Source organism: Streptomyces sp. TLI_146 (genome assembly GCF_002846415.1).
Lineage (GTDB): Bacteria > Actinomycetota > Actinomycetes > Streptomycetales > Streptomycetaceae > Streptomyces.
The window spans coordinates 7,481,109-7,500,377 of sequence record NZ_PJMX01000001.1 but is presented as its reverse complement, the minus strand read 5'-3'; the positions used below and the strand labels follow the sequence as shown (position 1 = coordinate 7,500,377).

General features: G+C 72.3%; 16 protein-coding genes. 9 read left to right on the top strand and 7 right to left on the bottom strand.

Going from position 1 to position 19,269, the window contains the following annotated elements; translation table 11 throughout:
- Positions 1-5: 5 nt before the first annotated feature.
- A complete protein-coding gene (locus tag BX283_RS33360; protein WP_180357321.1) occupies positions 6-2,690 on the top strand; it encodes a sugar-binding domain-containing protein in 2,685 nt (894 codons plus the stop codon).
- Here BX283_RS33360 and BX283_RS33355 read toward each other — a convergent pair.
- Complete coding sequence (locus tag BX283_RS33355) at positions 2,680-3,720, bottom strand: glycosyl hydrolase family 18 protein (protein WP_101391143.1); 1,041 nt, start codon at positions 3,718-3,720, stop codon at positions 2,680-2,682. The two genes, BX283_RS33360 and BX283_RS33355, sit on opposite strands and share 11 nt — an antisense overlap.
- Positions 3,721-3,812: 92 nt before the next feature.
- A complete protein-coding gene (locus BX283_RS33350; RefSeq protein ID WP_101391142.1) occupies positions 3,813-4,637 on the bottom strand; it encodes a TIGR02452 family protein in 825 nt (274 codons plus the stop codon).
- A gap of 134 nt (positions 4,638-4,771) precedes the next feature.
- Here BX283_RS33350 and egtA point away from each other — a divergent pair, with 134 nt between their 5' ends.
- From egtA to egtD, 4 genes are read left to right on the top strand one after another with little or no spacing between them, the layout of a single operon-like run.
- Positions 4,772-6,025, top strand: coding sequence for an ergothioneine biosynthesis glutamate--cysteine ligase EgtA (gene egtA / locus BX283_RS33345; RefSeq protein ID WP_101391141.1), 1,254 nt, complete (start codon positions 4,772-4,774; stop codon positions 6,023-6,025).
- On the top strand, positions 6,022-7,353 hold the full coding sequence (gene egtB / locus BX283_RS33340) for an ergothioneine biosynthesis protein EgtB (protein WP_101391140.1): 1,332 nt from the start codon (positions 6,022-6,024) through the stop codon (positions 7,351-7,353). The genes egtA and egtB overlap by 4 nt, the downstream gene beginning before the upstream one ends.
- Positions 7,353-8,132: an ergothioneine biosynthesis protein EgtC gene (gene egtC, locus BX283_RS33335; protein WP_101391139.1), complete on the top strand. Its 780-nt coding sequence runs from the start codon at positions 7,353-7,355 to the stop codon at positions 8,130-8,132. The genes egtB and egtC overlap by 1 nt, the downstream gene beginning before the upstream one ends.
- Entirely contained in the window at positions 8,105-9,109 is a 1,005-nt protein-coding gene (gene egtD, locus BX283_RS33330; protein WP_101391138.1) for an L-histidine N(alpha)-methyltransferase, read from the top strand. Before egtC ends, egtD begins: the two co-directional genes overlap by 28 nt.
- Here the strand turns inward: egtD and BX283_RS33325 are convergent.
- Positions 9,087-10,340, bottom strand: a complete 1,254-nt coding sequence (locus tag BX283_RS33325) for an extracellular solute-binding protein (RefSeq protein WP_101392720.1) — start codon at positions 10,338-10,340, stop codon at positions 9,087-9,089. The two genes, egtD and BX283_RS33325, sit on opposite strands and share 23 nt — an antisense overlap.
- A gap of 251 nt (positions 10,341-10,591) precedes the next feature.
- Between BX283_RS33325 and BX283_RS33320 the strand changes: the two genes are divergently transcribed.
- Complete coding sequence (locus tag BX283_RS33320; RefSeq protein ID WP_101391137.1) at positions 10,592-10,813, top strand: dodecin; 222 nt, start codon at positions 10,592-10,594, stop codon at positions 10,811-10,813.
- A gap of 36 nt (positions 10,814-10,849) precedes the next feature.
- On the opposite strand, the gene BX283_RS33315 is transcribed toward BX283_RS33320, so the two are convergent.
- Positions 10,850-11,338 carry a hypothetical protein gene (locus tag BX283_RS33315; protein WP_101391136.1) on the bottom strand — a complete coding sequence of 163 codons (489 nt, stop codon included), beginning with the start codon at positions 11,336-11,338 and terminating at the stop codon, positions 10,850-10,852.
- Between the two features lie 47 nt (positions 11,339-11,385).
- Here BX283_RS33315 and BX283_RS33310 point away from each other — a divergent pair, with 47 nt between their 5' ends.
- The 3 genes from BX283_RS33310 to BX283_RS33300 all read left to right on the top strand — a co-directional run bounded on the left by BX283_RS33310 (position 11,386) and on the right by BX283_RS33300 (position 15,745).
- Positions 11,386-12,396, top strand: coding sequence for an LLM class flavin-dependent oxidoreductase (locus BX283_RS33310; protein ID WP_101391135.1), 1,011 nt, complete (start codon positions 11,386-11,388; stop codon positions 12,394-12,396).
- Positions 12,397-12,405: 9 nt separating this feature from the next.
- Complete coding sequence (locus tag BX283_RS33305; protein WP_101391134.1) at positions 12,406-14,784, top strand: excinuclease ABC subunit UvrA; 2,379 nt, start codon at positions 12,406-12,408, stop codon at positions 14,782-14,784.
- Positions 14,785-15,070: 286 nt separating this feature from the next.
- Entirely contained in the window at positions 15,071-15,745 is a 675-nt protein-coding gene (locus tag BX283_RS33300; protein WP_101391133.1) for a hypothetical protein, read from the top strand.
- Between the two features lie 63 nt (positions 15,746-15,808).
- Here the strand turns inward: BX283_RS33300 and BX283_RS33295 are convergent, their stop codons facing one another.
- The 3 genes from BX283_RS33295 to BX283_RS33285 are packed head-to-tail and all read right to left on the bottom strand — an operon-like array spanning position 15,809 to position 19,227.
- Positions 15,809-16,564: a succinate dehydrogenase/fumarate reductase iron-sulfur subunit gene (locus BX283_RS33295; protein ID WP_101391132.1), complete on the bottom strand. Its 756-nt coding sequence runs from the start codon at positions 16,562-16,564 to the stop codon at positions 15,809-15,811.
- Positions 16,561-18,519: a fumarate reductase/succinate dehydrogenase flavoprotein subunit gene (locus BX283_RS33290; protein ID WP_101391131.1), complete on the bottom strand. Its 1,959-nt coding sequence runs from the start codon at positions 18,517-18,519 to the stop codon at positions 16,561-16,563. Before BX283_RS33290 ends, BX283_RS33295 begins: the two co-directional genes overlap by 4 nt.
- Positions 18,520-19,227 carry a succinate dehydrogenase gene (locus tag BX283_RS33285; RefSeq protein ID WP_101391130.1) on the bottom strand — a complete coding sequence of 236 codons (708 nt, stop codon included), beginning with the start codon at positions 19,225-19,227 and terminating at the stop codon, positions 18,520-18,522.
- Between the last annotated feature and the right edge of the window lie 42 nt (positions 19,228-19,269).

Here is a 19,269-nt window from a genome sequence, read left to right as displayed (position 1 = left end):
CCACCGTGTTCCACCGTCGAGCTTTCGTCCGCCGAAGGACCGCCGCGGCCGCCGCCCTCACCCTGACCCTCGCCCTCGCCTCGGGCGTCCAGCAGGCAACTCCCGCCGCCCACACGGCAGTTGTCCCCACCACGATGGCGCTCTCCGGGTACACCATCCAGTCCTCCGCCAAGGTCACCGACTCCGCCGCGGCCGTCTCCAGCCCCGGCTACCCGGCGGCGGGCTGGTACCCGGCAGGGCCCCGCTCCACTGTCCTCGCGGCCCTGCTCGCGGCGGGCAGGTACGCCGACCCCTTCTACTCCACCAACCAGAAGAACATCCCCACAGCGGACTTCGCCGTCCCCTGGTGGTACCGCTCGGACTTCACCGTCGCGGACACCTCCTCCCGTACGTATCTCGACTTCAGCGGGGTGATCTCGGCCGCCGACGTGTTCGTCAACGGGCAGCAGGTCGCGGAGAAGGGCGCGGTCGCCGGCGCGTACACCCGCCATGAGCTGGACATCACCTCGGCGGTGAGGTCCGGCACCAACACCGTGGCCTTCCGTATCCAGCCCAACGATCCCAGGAAGAACCTCACCATGGGGTGGATCGACTGGCTGCAACCCCCGCCCGACGAGAACATGGGCATCGTCAGGGACGTGCTGGTGCGGCGCGGCGGTCCGGTCGCGCTGCGGGACGCGCACGTCGTCACCGCCCTCGCCGTGCCGTCGCTCGCGAGCGCCGACCTGACGGTGAAGGCCCAGGCGCGCAACGACTCGGCGGGGACGGTCACCGCGACCGTCTCCGGCACGATCGGCGCGGCCTCCTTCAGCCAGGACGTCACGCTCGCCGCGCACGAGACGAAGACGGTCACCTTCACCCCGGCCGCCTTCCCCCAACTCCATCTCACCTCACCGCGCGTGTGGTGGCCCGCCGGAATGGGCGAGCAGGCGCTGTACGGACTCGACCTGACCGCGTCGGTCTCCGGCGCCCCCTCCGACACCGCGCACGAGTCGTTCGGCATCCGCGACGTGAAGGCACCGCTCAACGCGGACGGCGCCCGCCAGTACTCCGTCAACGGCCGCCCGCTGCTGATCAAGGGCGGCGGCTGGTCACCGGACGAGTATCTGCGCTGGGACCGCACCTATGTGGAGGACCGGCTCAAGTACGCGCTCGATCTGGGCCTCAACACCGTCCGGCTCGAAGGGCACATCGAGCCGGACGAGTTCTTCGACCTCGCGGACCGGTACGGCATCCTCACGCTGCCCGGCTGGGAGTGCTGCGACAAGTGGGAGGGCCAGGTCAACGGGAGCGAGCCGGGCGAGAAGTGGACCGCGGCGGACTACCCGGTCGCGAAGGCGTCGATGGCCGCCGAGGCGGCCCGGCTGCGCGACCACCCCAGTGTGATCTCGTTCCTGATCGGCAGCGACTTCGCCCCGGACAAGACGATCGAGAAGGGGTACGTGGACGCGCTGCGGGCGGCCGACTGGCCGACCCCGGTCGTGGCCGCCGCCTCCGACAACTCCGCGCCGATCACCGGCAGTTCGGGCATGAAGATGACCGGCCCGTACGACTGGGTGCCGCCCGCCTACTGGTACAACAAGCAGGAGGGCGGGGCCACCGGCTTCAACTCCGAGACCAGCGCGGGCCCCGACGTCCCGACCCTGGACACCCTGCGCCGCATGATGTCACCGGCCGAGTTGGACACGCTCTGGAAGAGCCCGTCGGCCAAGCAGTACCACCGCTCCCCCTCCTCGGCCTTCGCCACCCTGGCCCTCTACGACGCGGCCCTGACCGGCCGCTACGGCGCCCCGACGGGCCTGGACGACTATGTGCGCAAGGCGCAGCTCGCCCAGTACGAGAACGTGCGCGCCCAGTACGAGGCGTACGCCCGCAACGCCAAGGACGCATCGAAGCCCGCGACCGGCGTCGTCCACTGGATGTTCAACAGCGGCTGGACCTCCCTGCACTGGCAGTTGACGGACCGATACCTCGACCAGGGCGGCGCGTACTTCGGCGCGAAGAAGGCGAACGAGCCGCTGCACATCCAGTACTCCTACGACAACCGCACGGTCGCCGTGGTGAACGGCGCGCACACCCCCGTGTCCGGTCTCACCGCCCGGGTGACGCTGTTCAGCACCGACGGGACGCAGAAGTACGACAGGACGGCGACGGGTGTGGCCGTGGGCGGCGACGGGGCGAGGACGACCGCGCTGACCGTTCCGGCGAACGTGAGCGGCCTGTCCACGACGTACCTGGCCCGGCTACTGCTCACCGACGCCACCGGCAAGGAGGTCAGCCGCAACGTCTACTGGCTCTCCACCAAGGCGGACGTCCTCGACTACGCGCACACCGACTGGTACCACACCCCCACCACCGCCTACGCCGATCTGAAGGGCCTGAGCGCGATGGCGAAGGCGCGGGTGGGCGCCACCGCGACGACCACCAGCGGCGACGGCATCTCGACCACCTCCGTCACGCTCACCAACACCGGCCCGGGCAGGACCCCGGCCCTGCTCACCGACGCCCACCTCGTGGACGCCGAGGACACCCCGGTGCTGCCCGTCCACTGGTCCGACAACCAGGTCAGCCTGTGGCCCGGCGAGTCGGCGACACTGACCGCCACCTACCGCACCGCCGACCTGCACGGCTCCGCGCCCCGGCTGCGGATCTCGGGGTGGAACACCCCGACCGCCATCGTCACGGGCTGACCTTGGCCAGCACCGGCCACACCGCCGGGTCCTCGAAGTTCAGGGCCCACAGGGAGGTGTTGCGGATGCCGTGGCGGGCCAGCACCGGCAGGTCGGCCTCGATGCCCCGGGCGTCCTGGTACCAGACCTCGCGGGCCGTGTCCCCGTCCTGGTAGCTGAAGTGCGGGGTCTGCGAGACGGGGTCGAGGCGGTACGGCCTGCCCTCGGCCACGCGCAGGGCCTCCGCCTCGCGCATGGTGACGTGCCGGGCGCGGGCGCCGCCGTCCGCCGGCCAGTCCCAGCCGTACGCGGGCAGGGCCATCTCGATGCGGTCGGGCGGGATCAGCGCGGTGGCCCGGCGCAGGATCTCCTCGTACCAGTCGACCCCGGCGAGCGGGCCGGGGGCGCCGCCCGACCAGTGCCGGTCGTACGCCATGATCCGCACCCGGTCGGCGGCCCGGCCGAGCGTCGCGTAGTCCCAGACGCGCCCGGTGGTCGCGGTCTGCGGCGAGACGGTGCTGACGCAGCTCTTGGCCAGGGCGTGCAGGCGCTCGCACAGCTCGGTGACGAACGTGGCGTAGTTCGCCCGTACCGCGGGGTAGGCGGCGTCGCCGGTCGGGGCGATCGACTCGTAGTCGATGTCCAGGCCGTCGTAGGAGCGGCTGCCCACGACCGCGAGCAGGGCCGTGATGTGGGCGGCGCGGCGGGCCGGGTCGGCGAGGATCGTGGCGAGGACGCCGGGCTTCATGGTCTCCATGACGGTGGGGACCACGGCGATCCCGGCCGCGTGCAGCCCGTCGACGATGCGCCGGTCGCCCGCGCCCGGGTGGCCGTCGACGCGCTCGGCGCTGATCGCCTGGTACCAGAACGGGCTGACGGTGTGGAGCTGGGCGGCGTGGCGCAGGGCGTCCTGGTACGCGCCCTCCTGGTCCCAGTACGGCAGCCAGGCGGAGACGGTGCGCGGCGGCGCGGGCTCCGCGGCGGAGGCGGGCGGGGGTGCGGCGACGGCGAGAAGGGCGGCGAGCAGCGCCGTGAGGGCTCGGATGATCATGCCCCCGAGCCTGGCCGCCGTCCGCCCCCGGGGCCCCGCACACTGCGCCGTCCGGCGCAAGCGGGCAGGCGGCTCTCACCCCACGGGGGCCGCTAGGCCGTCGCGAACACCGTCTCGAAGGCCCGCAGCGTGGCCCGGTCCCGCGTGCGGTCCAGGACCGCGAAGACGACCTCGTCGAAGTGGCGCGCGAAGCGGCCCTCGCCGGTGAGCCGGCCGTGGAAGGCGCCCGCCACCCCCGCCGGGTCGTTGCGGAAGACACCGCAGCCCCAGGCCCCGAGCACCAGGCGCCGGTAGCCGCAGACGGCAGCCGTCTCCAGCACCCGCTCGGCGCGCCGCGCCAGGGCCTGCGGGATACGGTCCAGGGCCTGCGGGCTGCGCTGGCGGATCACTCCCGCGTTGGGCGCGGGCGAGGTCAGGAATCCCACCCGGAACGGCTCGTCGAGCAGCCGTCCCCGGTCGTCCCGGAAGACCGGCACACCCGGCGAGTGGATCACCCGGTCGGTGTAGAAGACATCGCGGTCGGCGCGGTGGTGCTCGTAGAACCCGGGCTCCGTCAGCAGCGTCGGATACAGCGCGGAGGAGCGGCAGAGCGCCTCCTCCTGGGCCTGCGCGCCGTTCAGGAAGCCGCCGCCGGGGTTGCGTGCGGACGCGAAGTTCAGCACGGCCACCTCGCCGGGGCCCTCGCCCACCAGCCGCCGGGCCGCCTCCAGGCTGCTCTCGCCGGTCACCGCGCATACGCTGGAGCGGTCGAGGTCGGGTGTCACCGGCACCGGGCCGGGGCCGAAGAGCCGGGTTCCGTCGACGGCCGCCGCCAGCCAGGCGGCGATCGAGACCGTGGCCCCGCCGGGCGCCTCGTACGCCCCGGTTTCGGTGATCGCCACGGTGTGGCGCGCGAGCTCGCGCAGTCGTGCACTCATATCTAGCATCGTTGACGTCGGGACGACACTCCCGCAACATACTTTCCGTCCGGATGGGCACTCTTGTGCGAGACGACGGCAGTGGCTTAGGTGGGACAGTGCACCGAAAAGGCCCCCGAGTTGGGGAAGCGACCATGCTGACCAGACAGTTCACAGAAACGGAAGCGGATGATCTGCTTCGATGTATCTGCTTCAAGACCGGCCCACCTCGCGCCGTCGGCGTCGAAGTGGAATGGCTCGTCCATGATCTGCACGACCCGCACCTCCCCGTACAGCACCATCGACTCGCCGCCGCCTACGCCTCGTTAAGGGCACTGCCCCTGCGGTCGGCACTCACCGTCGAACCCGGCGGCCAGCTGGAGCTCAGCTCGCTTCCCGCCGATTCCCTCATGGAGTGCATCGACTCCGTGGCGGCCGATCTGACGGCCGTCCGGGCCGCTCTTCGCGCCAGGGACCTCACTCTCACCGGGCTCGGCCAGGATCCGTGGCAGCCGCCGCGCCGCTTCCTGCACGACCCCCGGTACGACGCCATGGAAGCCCACTTCGACCGGACGGGCCCGGCCGGGCGGGCCATGATGTGCACCTCCGCCTCCGTCCAGGTCTGCCTCGACGCCGGGTACGAGGAGCCGGGCCCGCTCGGCTTCGGGCGCCGCTGGCGCCTGGCCCACCTGCTCGGCGCGGTCCTGGTGGCCGCGTTCGCCAACTCCCCCTGGCAGGAGGGCAGACGCACCGACTGGCGCTCCTCCCGGCAGGCGGTGTGGACCGCGATCGACCCGGTGCGGTCGCTGGCGCCGCCGCTGGACGCCGAGCCCCGGGCGGCCTGGGCCGCGCACGTCCTGGACGCGCCGGTGATGTGCGTCCGCTCCGACGAGGGCCCCTGGGACGCGCCGGAGGGGCTCACCTTCCGGGAGTGGCTGCGCACGGGCGAGCCGCGCCGGCCCACCCGCGAGGACCTCGACTACCACCTGACCACGCTCTTCCCGCCGGTGCGGCCGCGCGGGCACCTGGAGCTGCGCATGATCGACGCGCAGCCGGGCGAGGACGGCTGGATCGTCCCGCTCGCCGTGACCACCGCGCTCTTCGACGACCAGGAGGCGGCCGAGACCGCCTACCGGGCCGTCAAGTCCCTTGCCGAGAGGGCCGGTTCGCCGCCCGCGCCGCGCAACCCGCTCTGGGTCGACGCGGCCCGCTCGGGGCTCACCGACCCCGAACTGCGGGAGGCGGCCGAGATCTGCTTCGCCGCCGCCATCGAGGCGCTGCCCCGGCTCGGCGCCACCCCCGAGGTCCGGCGGGCGGTCGCCGCCTTCACGGACCGTTACGTCGCACGGGGCCTCTCCCCCGCGGACACCTCGCCCGCGCCCGCCCCCGGGAAGGACACCTCCTCATGACCGGCCCCGAACCGACCGGAGCGGCCCCCACCGACCCGGAGGCGCTGCGGCAGCGCGCGCTTGCGGCGCTGACCGCCGCACGGGCGCGCACCGCCACCCTCACCTCCTGCGTCGACGACCACGACCTCACCGCCCAGCACTCGCCGCTGATGTCGCCGCTGGTCTGGGACCTGGCGCACATCGGCAACCAGGAGGAGCAGTGGCTGCTGCGGGCCGTCGCCGGGCGGGACGCGATGCGCCCGGAGATCGACTCGCTGTACGACGCCTTCGAGCACCCCCGCGCCTCCCGGCCCTCGCTGCCGCTGCTCTCGCCCGCCGAGGCACGCCGGTACGCCGCCGAGGTGCGCGGCCGGGCGCTCGACGTCCTGGAGAGCACCCCGCTGGAGGGCGGCCCCCGGCTCGTCGACGCGGGCTTCGCCTTCGGGATGATCGCCCAGCACGAACAGCAGCACGACGAGACGATGCTGATCACCCATCAGCTCCGCAAGGGCCCGGCCGCGCTCGCCGCCCCCGAGCCGCCGAAGGGTTCCACCGCGGACCTGCCCGCCGAAGTCCTGGTACCCGGCGGCCCGTTCACCATGGGCACCTCGGCCGAGCCGTGGGCCCTGGACAACGAGCGCCCGGCCCACCACCGGATCGTCCCGGCCTTCCATCTCGACACCACCCCGGTGACCTGCGGCGCGTATCTGCGGTTCATCGAGGACGGCGGCTACACCGACGAGCGCTGGTGGGAGCCCAAGGGCTGGGCCATGGTCCGCCGGCACGAGCTGACGGCCCCGCTGTTCTGGCACCGCGAGGGCGGCCAGTGGCTGCGCCGCCGCTTCGGGGTAACCGAGCCCGTACCGCTGGACGAGCCCGTGCTCCATGTGAGCTGGTACGAGGCGGACGCGTACGCCCGCTGGGCCGGGCGGCGGCTGCCCACCGAGGAGGAGTGGGAGAAGGCGGCCCGGCACGACCCGGCCACCGGCCGCTCCCGGCGCTACCCGTGGGGCGACGCCGACCCCGCCTCCGACCACGCCAACCTGGGCCAGCGCCATCTGCGCCCGGCCCCCGCCGGGGCCTATCCGGCGGGCGAGTCCCCGCTGGGGGTACGGCAGTTGATCGGCGACGTGTGGGAGTGGACGTCCAGCGACTTCATGCCCTACCCGGGCTTCGTGGCGTTCCCCTACCGGGAGTACTCGGAGGTGTTCTTCGGGCCCGACCACAAGGTGCTGCGCGGCGGCTCCTTCGCCGTGGACCAGGTCGCCTGCCGGGGCACCTTCCGCAACTGGGACCTTCCGGTGCGGCGGCAGATCTTCGCCGGGTTCCGGACCGCGAGGGATGCCTGATGTGCCGTCACCTCGCCTTTCTGGGCGAGCCGTTGGCGCTCGGAGAGCTCCTGGTGAGCCCGCCGCACGCGCTGTACCGGCAGTCCTGGGCGCCGCGCCGCCAGCGGTACGGGACGGTCAACGCGGACGGCTTCGGCGTCGGCTGGTACGCGGACGGCGACCCGGTGCCGGGCCGCTACCGCCGCCCGGGGCCGATCTGGGCCGACCCGTCGTTCGCGGACCTGGCCCGGGTGGTGCGCACCGGCGCGCTGCTCGCGGCGGTCCGGGACGCCACCGAACCCGGCGCGGACGGCGAGGCCGCGGCCGCCCCCTTCGCCGCCGGGAACTGGCTGTTCAGCCACAACGGGGCGGTCAAGGGCTGGCCCGGCTCGCTCGCCCCACTGGCCGCGACCCTGCCCGCGGAGGAGTTGCTGCGCCTGGAGGCGCGCTGCGACTCCGCACTGGTGTGGGCCCTGCTGCTGCACCGCCTGCGGGCGGGCGACGAGCCGGGCCGGGCGCTCGCCGAGACGGTGACCGAGGTCGCCGGGGCCGCGCCGGGCTCGCGGCTGAACCTGCTGCTCACGGACGGCGAGACGATCGCCGCCACGGCCTGGGGCGACACCCTGTGGTACCTGGCCCGGCCGGGCGACCGCACGGTCGTCGCCTCGGAGCCCTACGACGACGATCCGCACTGGCACGAGGTCCCCGACCGCACCCTGCTGTCCGCGACCCGTACCGACCTCGTACTGACCCCCCTCAAGGAGCCTTCCTCGTGCACCAGTCCCACCCGTTCCAGCTGACCCGCACCCTGCCCGAGGACGCCACCGGGGCCGCGCTGCGCGCCGACGTGCTGCACGGGCTGACGGGTACGCCCAAGACCCTGCCGCCCAAGTGGTTCTACGACGCCCGGGGCAGCGAGCTGTTCGAGGAGATCACCCGGCTCGACGACTACTACCCGACGCGCGCCGAGCGCGAGATCCTCGACCGCCGGGCCGCCGAGATCGCGGCCGCCTCCGGCGCCCGCACCCTGGTCGAGCTGGGCTCGGGCTCCTCGGAGAAGACCCGGCTGCTGCTCGACGCGCTGCCGGACCCGCTCACGTACATCCCGGTGGACGTCAGCGAGAGCGCCCTGACAGGGGCGGCGAAAGCACTGATCGAGGAGCGGCCGAAGCTCGAAGTGCACGCCCTGATCGCCGACTTCACCCGGCCGCTCGCCCTGCCCGCCACGCCGGGGCCGCGCCTGGTGGTCTTCCTCGGCGGCACCATCGGCAATCTGCTGCCCGCCGAGCGCGCGCGGTTCCTGGCCTCGGTCGCCGCGATGATGGAGCCCGGCGACAGCTTCCTGCTCGGCACCGACCTGGTGAAGGAGGAGTCGGTCCTGGTGCGGGCGTACGACGACCGGGAGGGGGTGACGGCCGAGTTCAACAAGAACGTGCTCGCCGTCATCGACCGGGAGCTCGGCGCGGACTTCGACCTCGACGACTTCGCGCACGTGGCGCGCTGGGACGCCGGGAACGAGTGGATCGAGATGCGGCTGCGGGCCCGCGCCGACCTCACCGTGAAGATCCCCGAGCTGGACCTCGTCGTCCGCTTCGAGGAGGGCGAAGAGCTGCGGACCGAGATCTCGGCGAAGTTCCGCCGCGAGGGCGTACGGGCGGAGCTCGCGGCCGCCGGGCTGACGGCCACCCACTGGTGGACCGACGCCGACGGCCGGTTCGCGCTGTCGCTGGCGGTCCTGGGCAGCGAGGGCCGCGTCACGGGAACAGCAGTGAGCTGATCCGCGAAGAGGCCGTACGGGCCGCCGTCTTCGGGTCCGCGCCCGTGAGCACGGCGGTCATGTACGGCTTGATCGGGTTGTCGGCCTCGACGGCGGCCCACTGGGGCGAGTTGGGCGTGGCCCGGCCCCGGGCCGCGCCCTGCGCCATCGCGGCCGTGCCCGCCTGGTTCTCCACGGCGGCCGCGAGCTTGGGCTTGTTCGGTACATAGCTCATGGTGGCGGCGAGGTCCTGCTGCCACTTCTCCCCGGCGAGCGCCTTGACCACCTCCACGGCCTCGGTGTGGTGCGCGGACCGCTTGGGCACGATGAGGTCCGAACCGCCGGTGAAGACCGCGCCCGGACCGGCCGCGGTCTTGCCGGGGATGGGGAAGTAGCCGAGCTTGTCGGCGAGCGCGGGGTTGGCCTTCTGGATGGCCTTGGCGGTGCCCGGGACCGCGATGATCTGGGCGACCTTGCCCTTGGCGAAGACCTCGGCCTGCGGGGGTGTGGCCTCGTCGGCGTCCTTGGGGCCCGCGCCGAGCGCCTGGAGGCGGCGGTAGAAGTCCATGCCGCGCAGCGCGGCGGGGGTGGCGAGGGTGCCGGTCCACTCCCCCGCGTTCTCCTGGGCGAGCTCGCCGCCCTCGTCCCAGACGAACCCGGCGAGGGTGTACCAGTCCTGTCCGGCCAGGTAGATGCCCTGCTGCGCGCCGGTGTTCAGCTTGTCGGTGTCGGCCAGCCACTCGGCGCGGGTCTTCGGGGCCTTGGTGATGCCCGCCGCGTCGAACAGGTCCTTGTTGTAGATGACGACGCGGTTCGCCGCGTACCAGGGGATGCCGTACTGCACCCCGTCGACCTTGCCGGGTTCGGCGAGGCCCGGCAGCCAGTCCTTGCTGCCCCAGTCGCGCAGCGACTCCAGGGTGAGGTCGAGCAGTCCGCCGCTCGCCGCGTACTGGGAGACCTGGGTGTTGCCGACCTCGATGACGTCGGGCGCCTCGCCGGTCTTGAGGGCGGCGCTCACCTTCTGGCCGATGCCGGTCCACTCCTGGATCCGTACGTCGAGCTTGACCGAGCGGTGCTCCTTCTCGAACTCGTCGGTGAACCGCTTGACGAAGTCGTCGGAGGCGCTGTCCTTCATCAGCCACACGGTGACGGTGGTGCCGGAGTCCCCGCCCACGCCCGGCAGCGCGCCGCAGCCGCCGAGTGCGAGGGCCGTGACGAGCACGACGGGGGCATGGAGGAAGCGGTTCTTCACGGAGGTCACCTTCTGCGTCATGGCACGGGCAGTCATGACCCGACGTGGGGAAAGCGCAGACGGCTCTTCTGGGGGAAAGCGCTGTTGGCTAGTTCGGGTGCGGCCGATTTTGGTCTGTACCAATGGACCGGTCAAGCCCCGTTACGGAACCGAGGCCGCCCCCGTCCCCGCGCCCGCGCCCGGCCGACGCCTCGCGAACCGGCGCGAGGTGGGGCACGGTGGAGGGACGCGACGAAGAGGAGTGCACCTCCATGTCCAATCACACGTACCGCGTCACCGAGATCGTCGGCACCTCCCCCGAGGGCGTCGACCAGGCCATTCGCAACGGCGTCGCCCGCGCGTCGCAGACCTTGCGCAATCTGGACTGGTTCGAAGTAACCCAAGTACGCGGCCAGATCGCCGACGGGCGGATCGAGCACTACCAGGTGGGTCTGAAGGTCGGCTTCCGGCTGGACGACGACCAGGAGGTGTGACGGCCGGGGCGGCGGGGTCCGACGGACCCCGCCCGCTCAGGTCCGCCCCTCCCGCTCCTGCGCGTCCTTGAGCGCCTCGGAAGGGGCGGCCCACCGCGCCCGTACGACCCGGAAGCCCGCCCGTTCGGCGGCGTCGCAGACCAGCTCGTCGTCGTCCACCAGCATCCGCACCTCGCGCCCCGCGCCGAGCCGGCGCAGCAGCTCCAGCTTGGTGGTCCGGGCGGGCCTGCGGTCGGCGTTGGGCCGCATATGGAGCGTCCCGTCGGGCAGGCCCTGCGCGGCCAGCCACGTCCGGGTGTCCCGGCGGCAGCGCTCCGGGCGGCCGGTGAGGTAGACGACCTCGCACTCCTCGGCGGCCGCCAGGCACAGCGCGATGCCCTCCGCCAGCGGCGGGTCGGCCGGGGCCGCGGCGAAGAACGCCGTCCAGTCCCGTTTCGCGCCCTCCAGGAAGTGCTGGCGGTGGCCGCTGTCCGCGAGCGTGCCGTCCAGATCGAATACGGCCAGTGGCCTGCTGTTCTCGGTCATGCGCCCACCCTAGGGAATCCTGGCGCGGCACAGACGTTGAAGGTTGTGTGAGCTCAGTGATCGCGTCGACGCGCTTCTCCGTCCTGGACCGCTCCCGCATCCGCGCGGGACACGACGGCCCGCGGGCGCTGCGGGACACCGTGGCCTTCGCCCAGGAGGCCGAGCGGCTCGGCTACCACCGCTTCTGGGTCTCGGAGCACCACAGCGTGCCGGGCGTCGCGGGCTCCGCGCCGACCGTGCTCGCCGCGGCCGTCGCCGCCGCCACCTCCACGATCCGGGTCGGCACGGGCGGGGTGATGCTGCCCAACCACCAACCGCTGGTGGTGGCCGAGCAGTTCGGGGTGCTGGAATCCCTCTTCCCCGGCCGTATCGACATGGGCCTGGGCCGCTCGGTCGGGTTCACCGACGGCATCCGCGCGGCGCTCGGCCGCGACAAGCGGGACGCCGACGACTTCGCGGGGCAGCTGACCGAGCTCCTCGGCTACTTCGACGGTACGCAGACGGCCCACCCCCAGGTGCACGCCCGCCCCGCCGAGGGCCTGCGGGTGCCCGCCTTCGTCCTCGCCACCGGGCAGGGCGCCCGGCTCGCCGCCGAGGCGGGTCTCGCCCTGGTCATCGCCAATGTGCGCGGCGAGGAGACGATGCTGCGCGCCATCGACGACTACCGCGACGCGTTCCGCCCGTCCGCGTGGAACGACCGCCCGTACGTGGTGGTCTCCGGCACGGTCGCGGTGGCGGACACCACCGAGGAGGCCCGCCGCATCCTGCTGCCCGAGGCCTGGTCGACGGCGTACTCGCGCACCCGTGGCGAGTTCCCGCCGCTCTCCCCCGCCGAGGAGATCCAGGCCCTGGCGATGACCGGCCGCGAGCGAGCGCTCTTCGAGGAGGCCCTGCGCGGCCAGATCCACGGCACCGAGGACGAGGTCGAGGACGCCCTGGAGAAGCTGCTCTCGCGCAGCGCGGCCGACGAGTACCTGGTCACGACCAGTACGTACGACCGGGGCGCGATGCTGGACTCCTACCGGCGGCTCGCGGGCCTCTTCGGCGGCCCCGCCTAGAATTCCGGTATGCAAAGCCCCGCCGGAGCCCCCGAAGACCGCGCCCACGACCCGTATGTACGGGTGCGGGGCGCCCGCGAGCACAATCTGCGCGGGGTCGACGTGGACATCCCCCGGGACGCGCTGGCGGTCTTCACCGGGGTCTCCGGGTCGGGCAAGTCCTCGCTCGCCTTCGGGACGATCTACGCGGAGGCCCAGCGGCGCTACTTCGAGTCGGTGGCACCGTACGCCCGGCGGCTGATCCACCAGGTGGGCGCGCCGAAGGTCGCGGAGATCTCGGGGCTGCCGCCCGCCGTCTCGCTCGAACAGCGGCGCTCGTCGCCGACCTCGCGCTCCTCGGTCGGCACGGTCACCACGCTCTCCAACTCGCTGCGGATGCTGTTCTCCCGCGCGGGCAGCTATCCGGCGGGCGCCGCGCGCCTGGACTCGGACGCCTTCTCGCCCAACACGGCCGCCGGGGCCTGCCCCGAGTGCCACGGCCTGGGCCGCGTCCACCGCACCAGCGAGGGGCTCCTCGTCCCCGACCCGTCCCTGTCGATCCGGGAGGGCGCCATCGCGGCCTGGCCGGGCGCCTGGCAGGGCAAGAACCTGCGCGATGTCCTGGACACGCTCGGGTACGACGTGGACCGGCCCTGGCGCGAGCTCGACCCGGCGGACCGGAAGTGGATCCTGTTCACCGACGAGCAGCCGGTGGTCACGGTGCACCCGGTGCGCGAGGCGAACCGCATCCAACGCCCGTACCAGGGCACGTACATGAGCGCCCGCCGCTATGTGATGAAGACGTTCGCCGAGAGCAAGAGCCCCACCCTGCGGACGAAGGCCGAGCGGTTCCTCACCGCCGCCGACTGCCCGGTCTGCGGCGGCAGCCGGCTGCGGCCGGAGGCTCTGGCGGTCACCTTCGCGGGCCGCACCATCGCGGAGCTGGCCGCTCTCCCGCTCACCTCCCTCGCCCAGGTGCTGCGTTCGGCCGACGGCGGGCCCACGGCCGAGGTCCTGACGGCCGACCTGCTGAGCCGGATCGACCCCGTCACCGAGCTCGGCCTGGGCTACCTCAGCCTGGACCGGACCGCGCCCACCCTCTCCGCCGGTGAGCTGCAACGGCTCCGGCTCGCCACCCAGCTGCGGTCCGGGCTCTTCGGCGTGGTGTACGTCCTGGACGAGCCGTCGGCGGGGCTGCACCCGGCCGACACGGAGGCCCTGCTCACGGTCCTCGACCGGCTGAAGGCGGCCGGGAACTCGGTGTTCGTGGTCGAGCACCACCTCGATGTGGTGCGGCACGCGGACTGGCTGGTGGACGTGGGTCCGCACGCCGGAGTGCACGGCGGGCGGGTGCTGCACAGCGGACCGCCGCACGAGCTGGCCGAGGTGGCCGCCTCGCAGACCCGCCGCTTCCTCTTCGACACGGCGCCCGCGCCCGTACGCGAGGTGCGCGAGCCGTCCGGGTGGCTGGAGGTCGGCCCGGTGACCCGGCACAATCTGCGGGGCCTGACGGCCCGGCTGCCGCTGGGCGTCTTCACGGCGGTGACCGGCGTCTCGGGCTCCGGGAAGTCGACCCTGGTGGGCGAGGTCACCGAGGAACTACCGGGTGTGGGGCGCCTGGTGACGGTCGATCAGAAGCCGATCGGCCGCACCCCCCGCTCCAACCTCGCCACCTACACCGGCCTCTTCGACGTCGTACGCAAGCTCTTCACCGCCACCGAGGAGGCGAGGGCGCGCGGCTACAAGGCGGGCCGGTTCTCCTTCAACGTGCCCGGCGGGCGCTGCGAGACCTGCCAGGGCGAGGGGTTCGTCTCGGTGGAGCTGCTGTTCCTGCCCAGTACGTACGCGCCCTGCCCGGACTGCCACGGCGCCCGGTACAACCCCGAGACGCTGGAGGTCACCCACCGGGGGCTCACCGTCGCCGAGGTGCTCGACCTGACCGTGGAGGCGGCGGCGGACTTCTTCGCCGACACCCCGGCCGCCGCCCGGAGCCTGACCGCGCTGCTCGACGTGGGCCTCGGCTATCTGCGCCTCGGCCAGCCCGCCACCGAGCTCTCCGGAGGCGAGGCCCAGCGCATCAAGCTGGCGGCGGAACTCCAGCGCGTACGCCGCGACCACACCCTCTACCTCCTGGACGAGCCCACGACCGGGCTGCATCCGGCCGATGTCGAGGTGCTGCTGCGCCAGTTGCACGGCCTGGTCGACGCGGGCCACTCGGTGGTGGTCGTCGAGCACGACATGAGCGTGGTGGCGGGCGCCGACTGGGTGGTCGACCTCGGGCCCGGCGGCGGTGACGAGGGCGGCAGGATCGTGGCGGCGGGCCCGCCGCGCGAGGTCGCGTCGGCGGGGGCCGGGCGCACGGCCCCGTATCTGGCGAAGGCGCTGAGCGCTCCGCTGGAAGCGCCGTGATTCGACTGCGGGGCGTCCGTGGCTGGTCGCGCAGTTCCCCGCGCCCCCATAGGGCGCGGTACCGCACCGGCCTGCCACGAGTCCGCTCGGCCAGTCGGCATTCGAGCGCCGATCAGTAGCAGAACTGCACCGGGCGACAAGCTGACGGCTCGTCAATTCATGGCGGAACAGCCGCTGTTCGGTCCGAAAAAGCGGACTTACTCTCAAGTTCACCAGGGTTCGGATTCACCTGAGTTCCTCCTCGCAACCCCCACCCCATCGAAGTCGTCCGACCGAGGAGCCCCCCATGGCAACCCGCAGATTCCGCGTGCCCGCCGCCCTCGTGGCCACCGCGGCCGCTCTCGCCCTCGGCGCCACCACCGCCGCGAGCGCCGTCGCCCCCGGTTCCACCACGGTGAACCCGGCCGGCCACTCCTTCGGCGCCAAACTCAACGGCAAGGCCACCTTCACCGCCGGTTCCACCACCATGACCTGTACGGTCTCCGCGTCGCTCCCCAACGGCACGGGCACCAACCAGATCCCGGCCGCCCCCGGCAACCACAACGCCGCGGGTCCCGTCTCCGCCGCCATCAACCCGCCGACCTTCAGCGGCTGCACCACCAGCATCTTCGGCGTCGGCGTGACCGTCACCAGCAACGCGACAAACGGCCAGTGGAGCATCTCCGCCCAGTACGGCTCGCCCATCTCGGCCGGGCTCACCATGCCGAAGGGCGGCGTCGTCATCAAGACCAGCGGCCTGGCCAGCTGCACGCTCACCGCGTCGCCCGGCGGCCCCACCAGCGTCCCGGGCACCTGGACCAACGGCTCCCCGTCCAGGCTGGCCATCGCCAACGCGCCCGTGGCCGCCACCGGCACGGGCGGGTTCCTCTGCCCGACGGGCAACCAGACGGCCACCTTCAGCGCGACGTACGACGTCAGCGACACCACCGACCCGGCCCAGCAGATCACCGTCACGAGTTGAGCCGTACGCCGAAAGGGGCGTGCCCCGGACCCGCGGCCCGGGGCACGTCCACCGGCCGACCGCTCAGCGGCCGACCTTCTTCGCCTTCCTGGTGGCCCGCAGCCACTCCTTGTTCATCGCCGCGATCGAGGGCAGCGGAATGCCCTTGGGGCAGGCGGTGGCGCACTCGCCGGTGAGGGTGCAGCCGCCGAAGCCCTCCGCGTCCATCTGGCCGACCATGTCGAGCACCCGGGTCTCGCGCTCGGGCGCGCCCTGCGGCAGGACATTGAGGTGGTTGACCTTGGCCGAGGTGAACAGCATGGCCGAGCCGTTGGGACAGGCCGCCACGCACGCGCCGCAGCCGATGCACTCGGCGTGCTCGAAGGCGAAGTCGGCGTCCGGCTTGGGCACCGGCGTGGCGTGCGCCTCGGGCGCGGCTCCCGTCGGGGCGCTGATGTAGCCGCCCGCCTGGATGATCCGGTCGAACGCCGAGCGGTCCACCACCAGGTCCTTGACCACCGGGAACGCGGCGGCCCGCCACGGCTCGACATCGATGGTGTCGCCGTCCTCGAACGCCCTCATGTGCAGTTGGCAGGTGGTCGTGCGCTCGGGGCCGTGCGCGTCGCCGTTGATGACCAGGCTGCACGCGCCGCAGATGCCCTCGCGGCAGTCGTGGTCGAAGGCGACCGGGTCCTCGCCGCCCAGGATGAGCTCCTCGTTGAGCGTGTCGAGCATCTCCAGGAAGGACATGTCGGCCGAGATGCCGTCCACTTCGTACGTGGACATCGCTCCTTCGGCGTCGGCGTTCCGCTGCCGCCAGACGCGCAGGGTGAGCTTCATGCGTAACTCCGCTGGGTGGGGTGGACGTACTCGAAGACGAGGTCTTCCTTGTGCAGGACGGGGGCGGTGCCGGTTTCCCTGAACTCCCAGGCGGCGGCGTACGAGAACTCCTCGTCGCGCCGGGCCGCCTCGCCGTCCGGGGTCTGGGACTCCTCGCGGAAGTGGCCGCCGCAGGACTCGGCGCGGTGCAGCGCGTCGAGGCACATGAGCTCGGCGAGCTCCAGGTAGTCGACGATGCGGTTGGCCTTCTCCAGGGACTGGTTGAACTCCTCTCCGGTGCCCGGGACCTTGATGCGGCGCCAGAACTCGTCGCGGATCTGCGGGATCCGCTCCAGCGCCTTGCGCAGCCCCTCCTCGGTGCGGGCCATCCCGCAGTACTCCCACATCAGCTCGCCGAGCTCGCGGTGGAAGGAGTCGGGGGTGCGGTCGCCGTCCACCGCGAGCAGCAGGTTGAGCCGGTCCTCGGTCTCGGCGACGGCCTCGGCGACCGCAGGGTGCTCGGCGGTGACCGGATCCTGGTGCGGGTTGCGCGCCAGATAGTCGTTGATCGTGGAGGGGAGTACGAAGTACCCGTCGGCCAGGCCCTGCATCAGGGCCGAGGCGCCGAGCCGGTTGGCGCCGTGGTCGGAGAAGTTGGCCTCCCCGATCGCGAACAGCCCCGGCACGGTGGTCTGGAGGTCGTAGTCGACCCACAGTCCGCCCATCGTGTAGTGCACGGCGGGATAGATCCGCATCGGCACCTCGTACGGGTTCTCGGCGGTGATCCGCTCGTACATCTCGAAGAGGTTGCCGTACTTCTCCTCGACCTTGTCGCGCCCCATCCGCGCGATGGCGTCCGCGAAGTCGAGGTAGACGCCCTGGCCGCCGGGCCCCACCCCGCGCCCTTCGTCGCAGACGTTCTTGGCGGCGCGCGAGGCGATGTCGCGCGGGACGAGGTTGCCGAAGGAGGGGTAGATGCGCTCCAGGTAGTAGTCGCGCTCGTCCTCGGGGATCTCGGCGGCGGGCCGGGTGTCGCCCTTGGCCTTCGGCACCCAGATCCGGCCGTCGTTGCGCAGCGACTCGCTCATCAGGGTCAGCTTGGACTGGTGCTCGCCGGTGCGCGGGATGCAGGTGGGGTGGATCTGGGTGAAGCACGGGTTGGCGAAGTAGGCGCCGCGCCGGTGGGCCCGCCACACGGCGGTGGCGTTGGAGTTCATGGCGTTGGTGGAGAGGTAGAAGACGTTGCCGTAGCCGCCGCTGGCGAGCACCACCGCGTCCGCGAAGTAGGTGTCGATCCGGCCGGTGACCAGGTCCCGGGCGACGATCCCGCGCGCCTTCCCGTCCACCACGATCAGGTCGAGCATCTCGGTGCGGGCGTGCAACTCGACGTTCCCGGCGGCGATCTGCCGCGAGAGTGCCTGGTAGGCGCCGAGCAGCAGCTGCTGTCCGGTCTGGCCGCGTGCGTAGAACGTACGGGAGACCTGGACGCCGCCGAAGGAGCGGGTGTCGAGGAGTCCGCCGTACTCGCGGGCGAAGGGCACGCCCTGGGCCACACACTGGTCGATGATCTCCACCGAGATCTGCGCCAGGCGGTGGACGTTGGACTCGCGCGCCCGGAAGTCGCCGCCCTTGACGGTGTCGTAGAAGAGGCGGTGGATGGAGTCGCCGTCGTTGCGGTAGTTCTTGGCGGCGTTGATACCGCCCTGCGCGGCGATGGAGTGGGCGCGGCGCGGCGAGTCCTGGAAGCAGAACTGGACGACGTGGTAGCCCTGTTCGGCCAGGGTCGCCCCGGCCGAGCCGCCCGCGAGTCCGGTGCCGACGACGATCACGGTGTGCTTGCGGCGGTTGGCCGGGTTGACCAGCTTCGCCTCGAAGCGACGGGTGTCCCAGCGCTCGGCGACGGGGCCCGAGGGCGCCTTGGTGTCGGCGATCGGCTCGCCCAGCGTGTAGCGCGTGTAGTCGATGGATGAGGTCATTCAGCTCACCACTCCGGTCATGACGGCGACGGGGACGGAGATGAATCCGAGGGTCAGCACCAGCGCGAGCACGTTGGCGAGGGTCTTGAGGATCCGGTCGCGGGCCGCGCTGCCGGCGCCGAGGGTCTGGGCGGCGCTCCAGAAGCCGTGCTGGACATGGAGGCCGAGGGCGAGCATCGCCACGATGTAGATCGTGTTGCCGTACCAGGTGGAGAAGGTGTCGATCACGTTCTGGTACGGGTGCCCGGACTGGAAGCCGCCTGGGTGCACGGTCCCGGTGGTCAGGTCCAGGACGTGCCAGACGATGAACAGGCCGAGGATGATCCCGCCCCAGCGCATCGTGCGGGTGGCGTAGCTCGCGCGCGGCCGCTTGTGCACGTACTGGCTGGGGCGCGCCCTGAGGTCGCGCCGGCTCAGCTGGTACGCGCAGACCGCGTGCGCGACGACGGCGGCGACGAGCACCACCCGGATGATCCAGAGCGCCCACTCGTAGTGCAGGAACGGCTCACCGACGGTGCGCAGCCAGTGCGCGTACCCGTTGAAGTCGCCCGCCCCGAAGAAGATCTTGAGGTTGCCGAACATGTGGACGGCCAGATACGTCAGCATGATCAGGCCGCTGACGGCCATGACCGCCTTCTTGCCGACGGTCGAGTCCCACACGGTGCGCGTCAAGGACGGTTTTCGGTCCGTCCGCGTTGCCAGAGCCATGTCGTAGACGCTAGGGCCGGAGGTCCCGAGAGGTCCAAGACA

Bases quoted from the DNA above. Each gene is read 5' to 3' on its own strand.
- BX283_RS33295 (WP_101391132.1), bottom strand. From the start codon at position 16,564: ATGAAGCTCACCCTGCGCGTCTGGCGGCAGCGGAACGCCGACGCCGAA.
- BX283_RS33305 (WP_101391134.1), top strand. From the start codon at position 12,406: ATGCAAAGCCCCGCCGGAGCCCCCGAAGACCGCGCCCACGACCCGTAT.
- egtC (WP_101391139.1), top strand. From the start codon at position 7,353: ATGTGCCGTCACCTCGCCTTTCTGGGCGAGCCGTTGGCGCTCGGAGAG.
- BX283_RS33315 (WP_101391136.1), bottom strand. From the start codon at position 11,338: ATGACCGAGAACAGCAGGCCACTGGCCGTATTCGATCTGGACGGCACG.
- BX283_RS33290 (WP_101391131.1), bottom strand. From the start codon at position 18,519: ATGACCTCATCCATCGACTACACGCGCTACACGCTGGGCGAGCCGATC.
- BX283_RS33300 (WP_101391133.1), top strand. From the start codon at position 15,071: ATGGCAACCCGCAGATTCCGCGTGCCCGCCGCCCTCGTGGCCACCGCG.
- egtA (WP_101391141.1), top strand. From the start codon at position 4,772: ATGCTGACCAGACAGTTCACAGAAACGGAAGCGGATGATCTGCTTCGA.
- BX283_RS33320 (WP_101391137.1), top strand. From the start codon at position 10,592: ATGTCCAATCACACGTACCGCGTCACCGAGATCGTCGGCACCTCCCCC.
- BX283_RS33285 (WP_101391130.1), bottom strand. From the start codon at position 19,227: ATGGCTCTGGCAACGCGGACGGACCGAAAACCGTCCTTGACGCGCACC.
- egtB (WP_101391140.1), top strand. From the start codon at position 6,022: ATGACCGGCCCCGAACCGACCGGAGCGGCCCCCACCGACCCGGAGGCG.
- BX283_RS33355 (WP_101391143.1), bottom strand. From the start codon at position 3,720: ATGATCATCCGAGCCCTCACGGCGCTGCTCGCCGCCCTTCTCGCCGTC.
- BX283_RS33350 (WP_101391142.1), bottom strand. From the start codon at position 4,637: ATGAGTGCACGACTGCGCGAGCTCGCGCGCCACACCGTGGCGATCACC.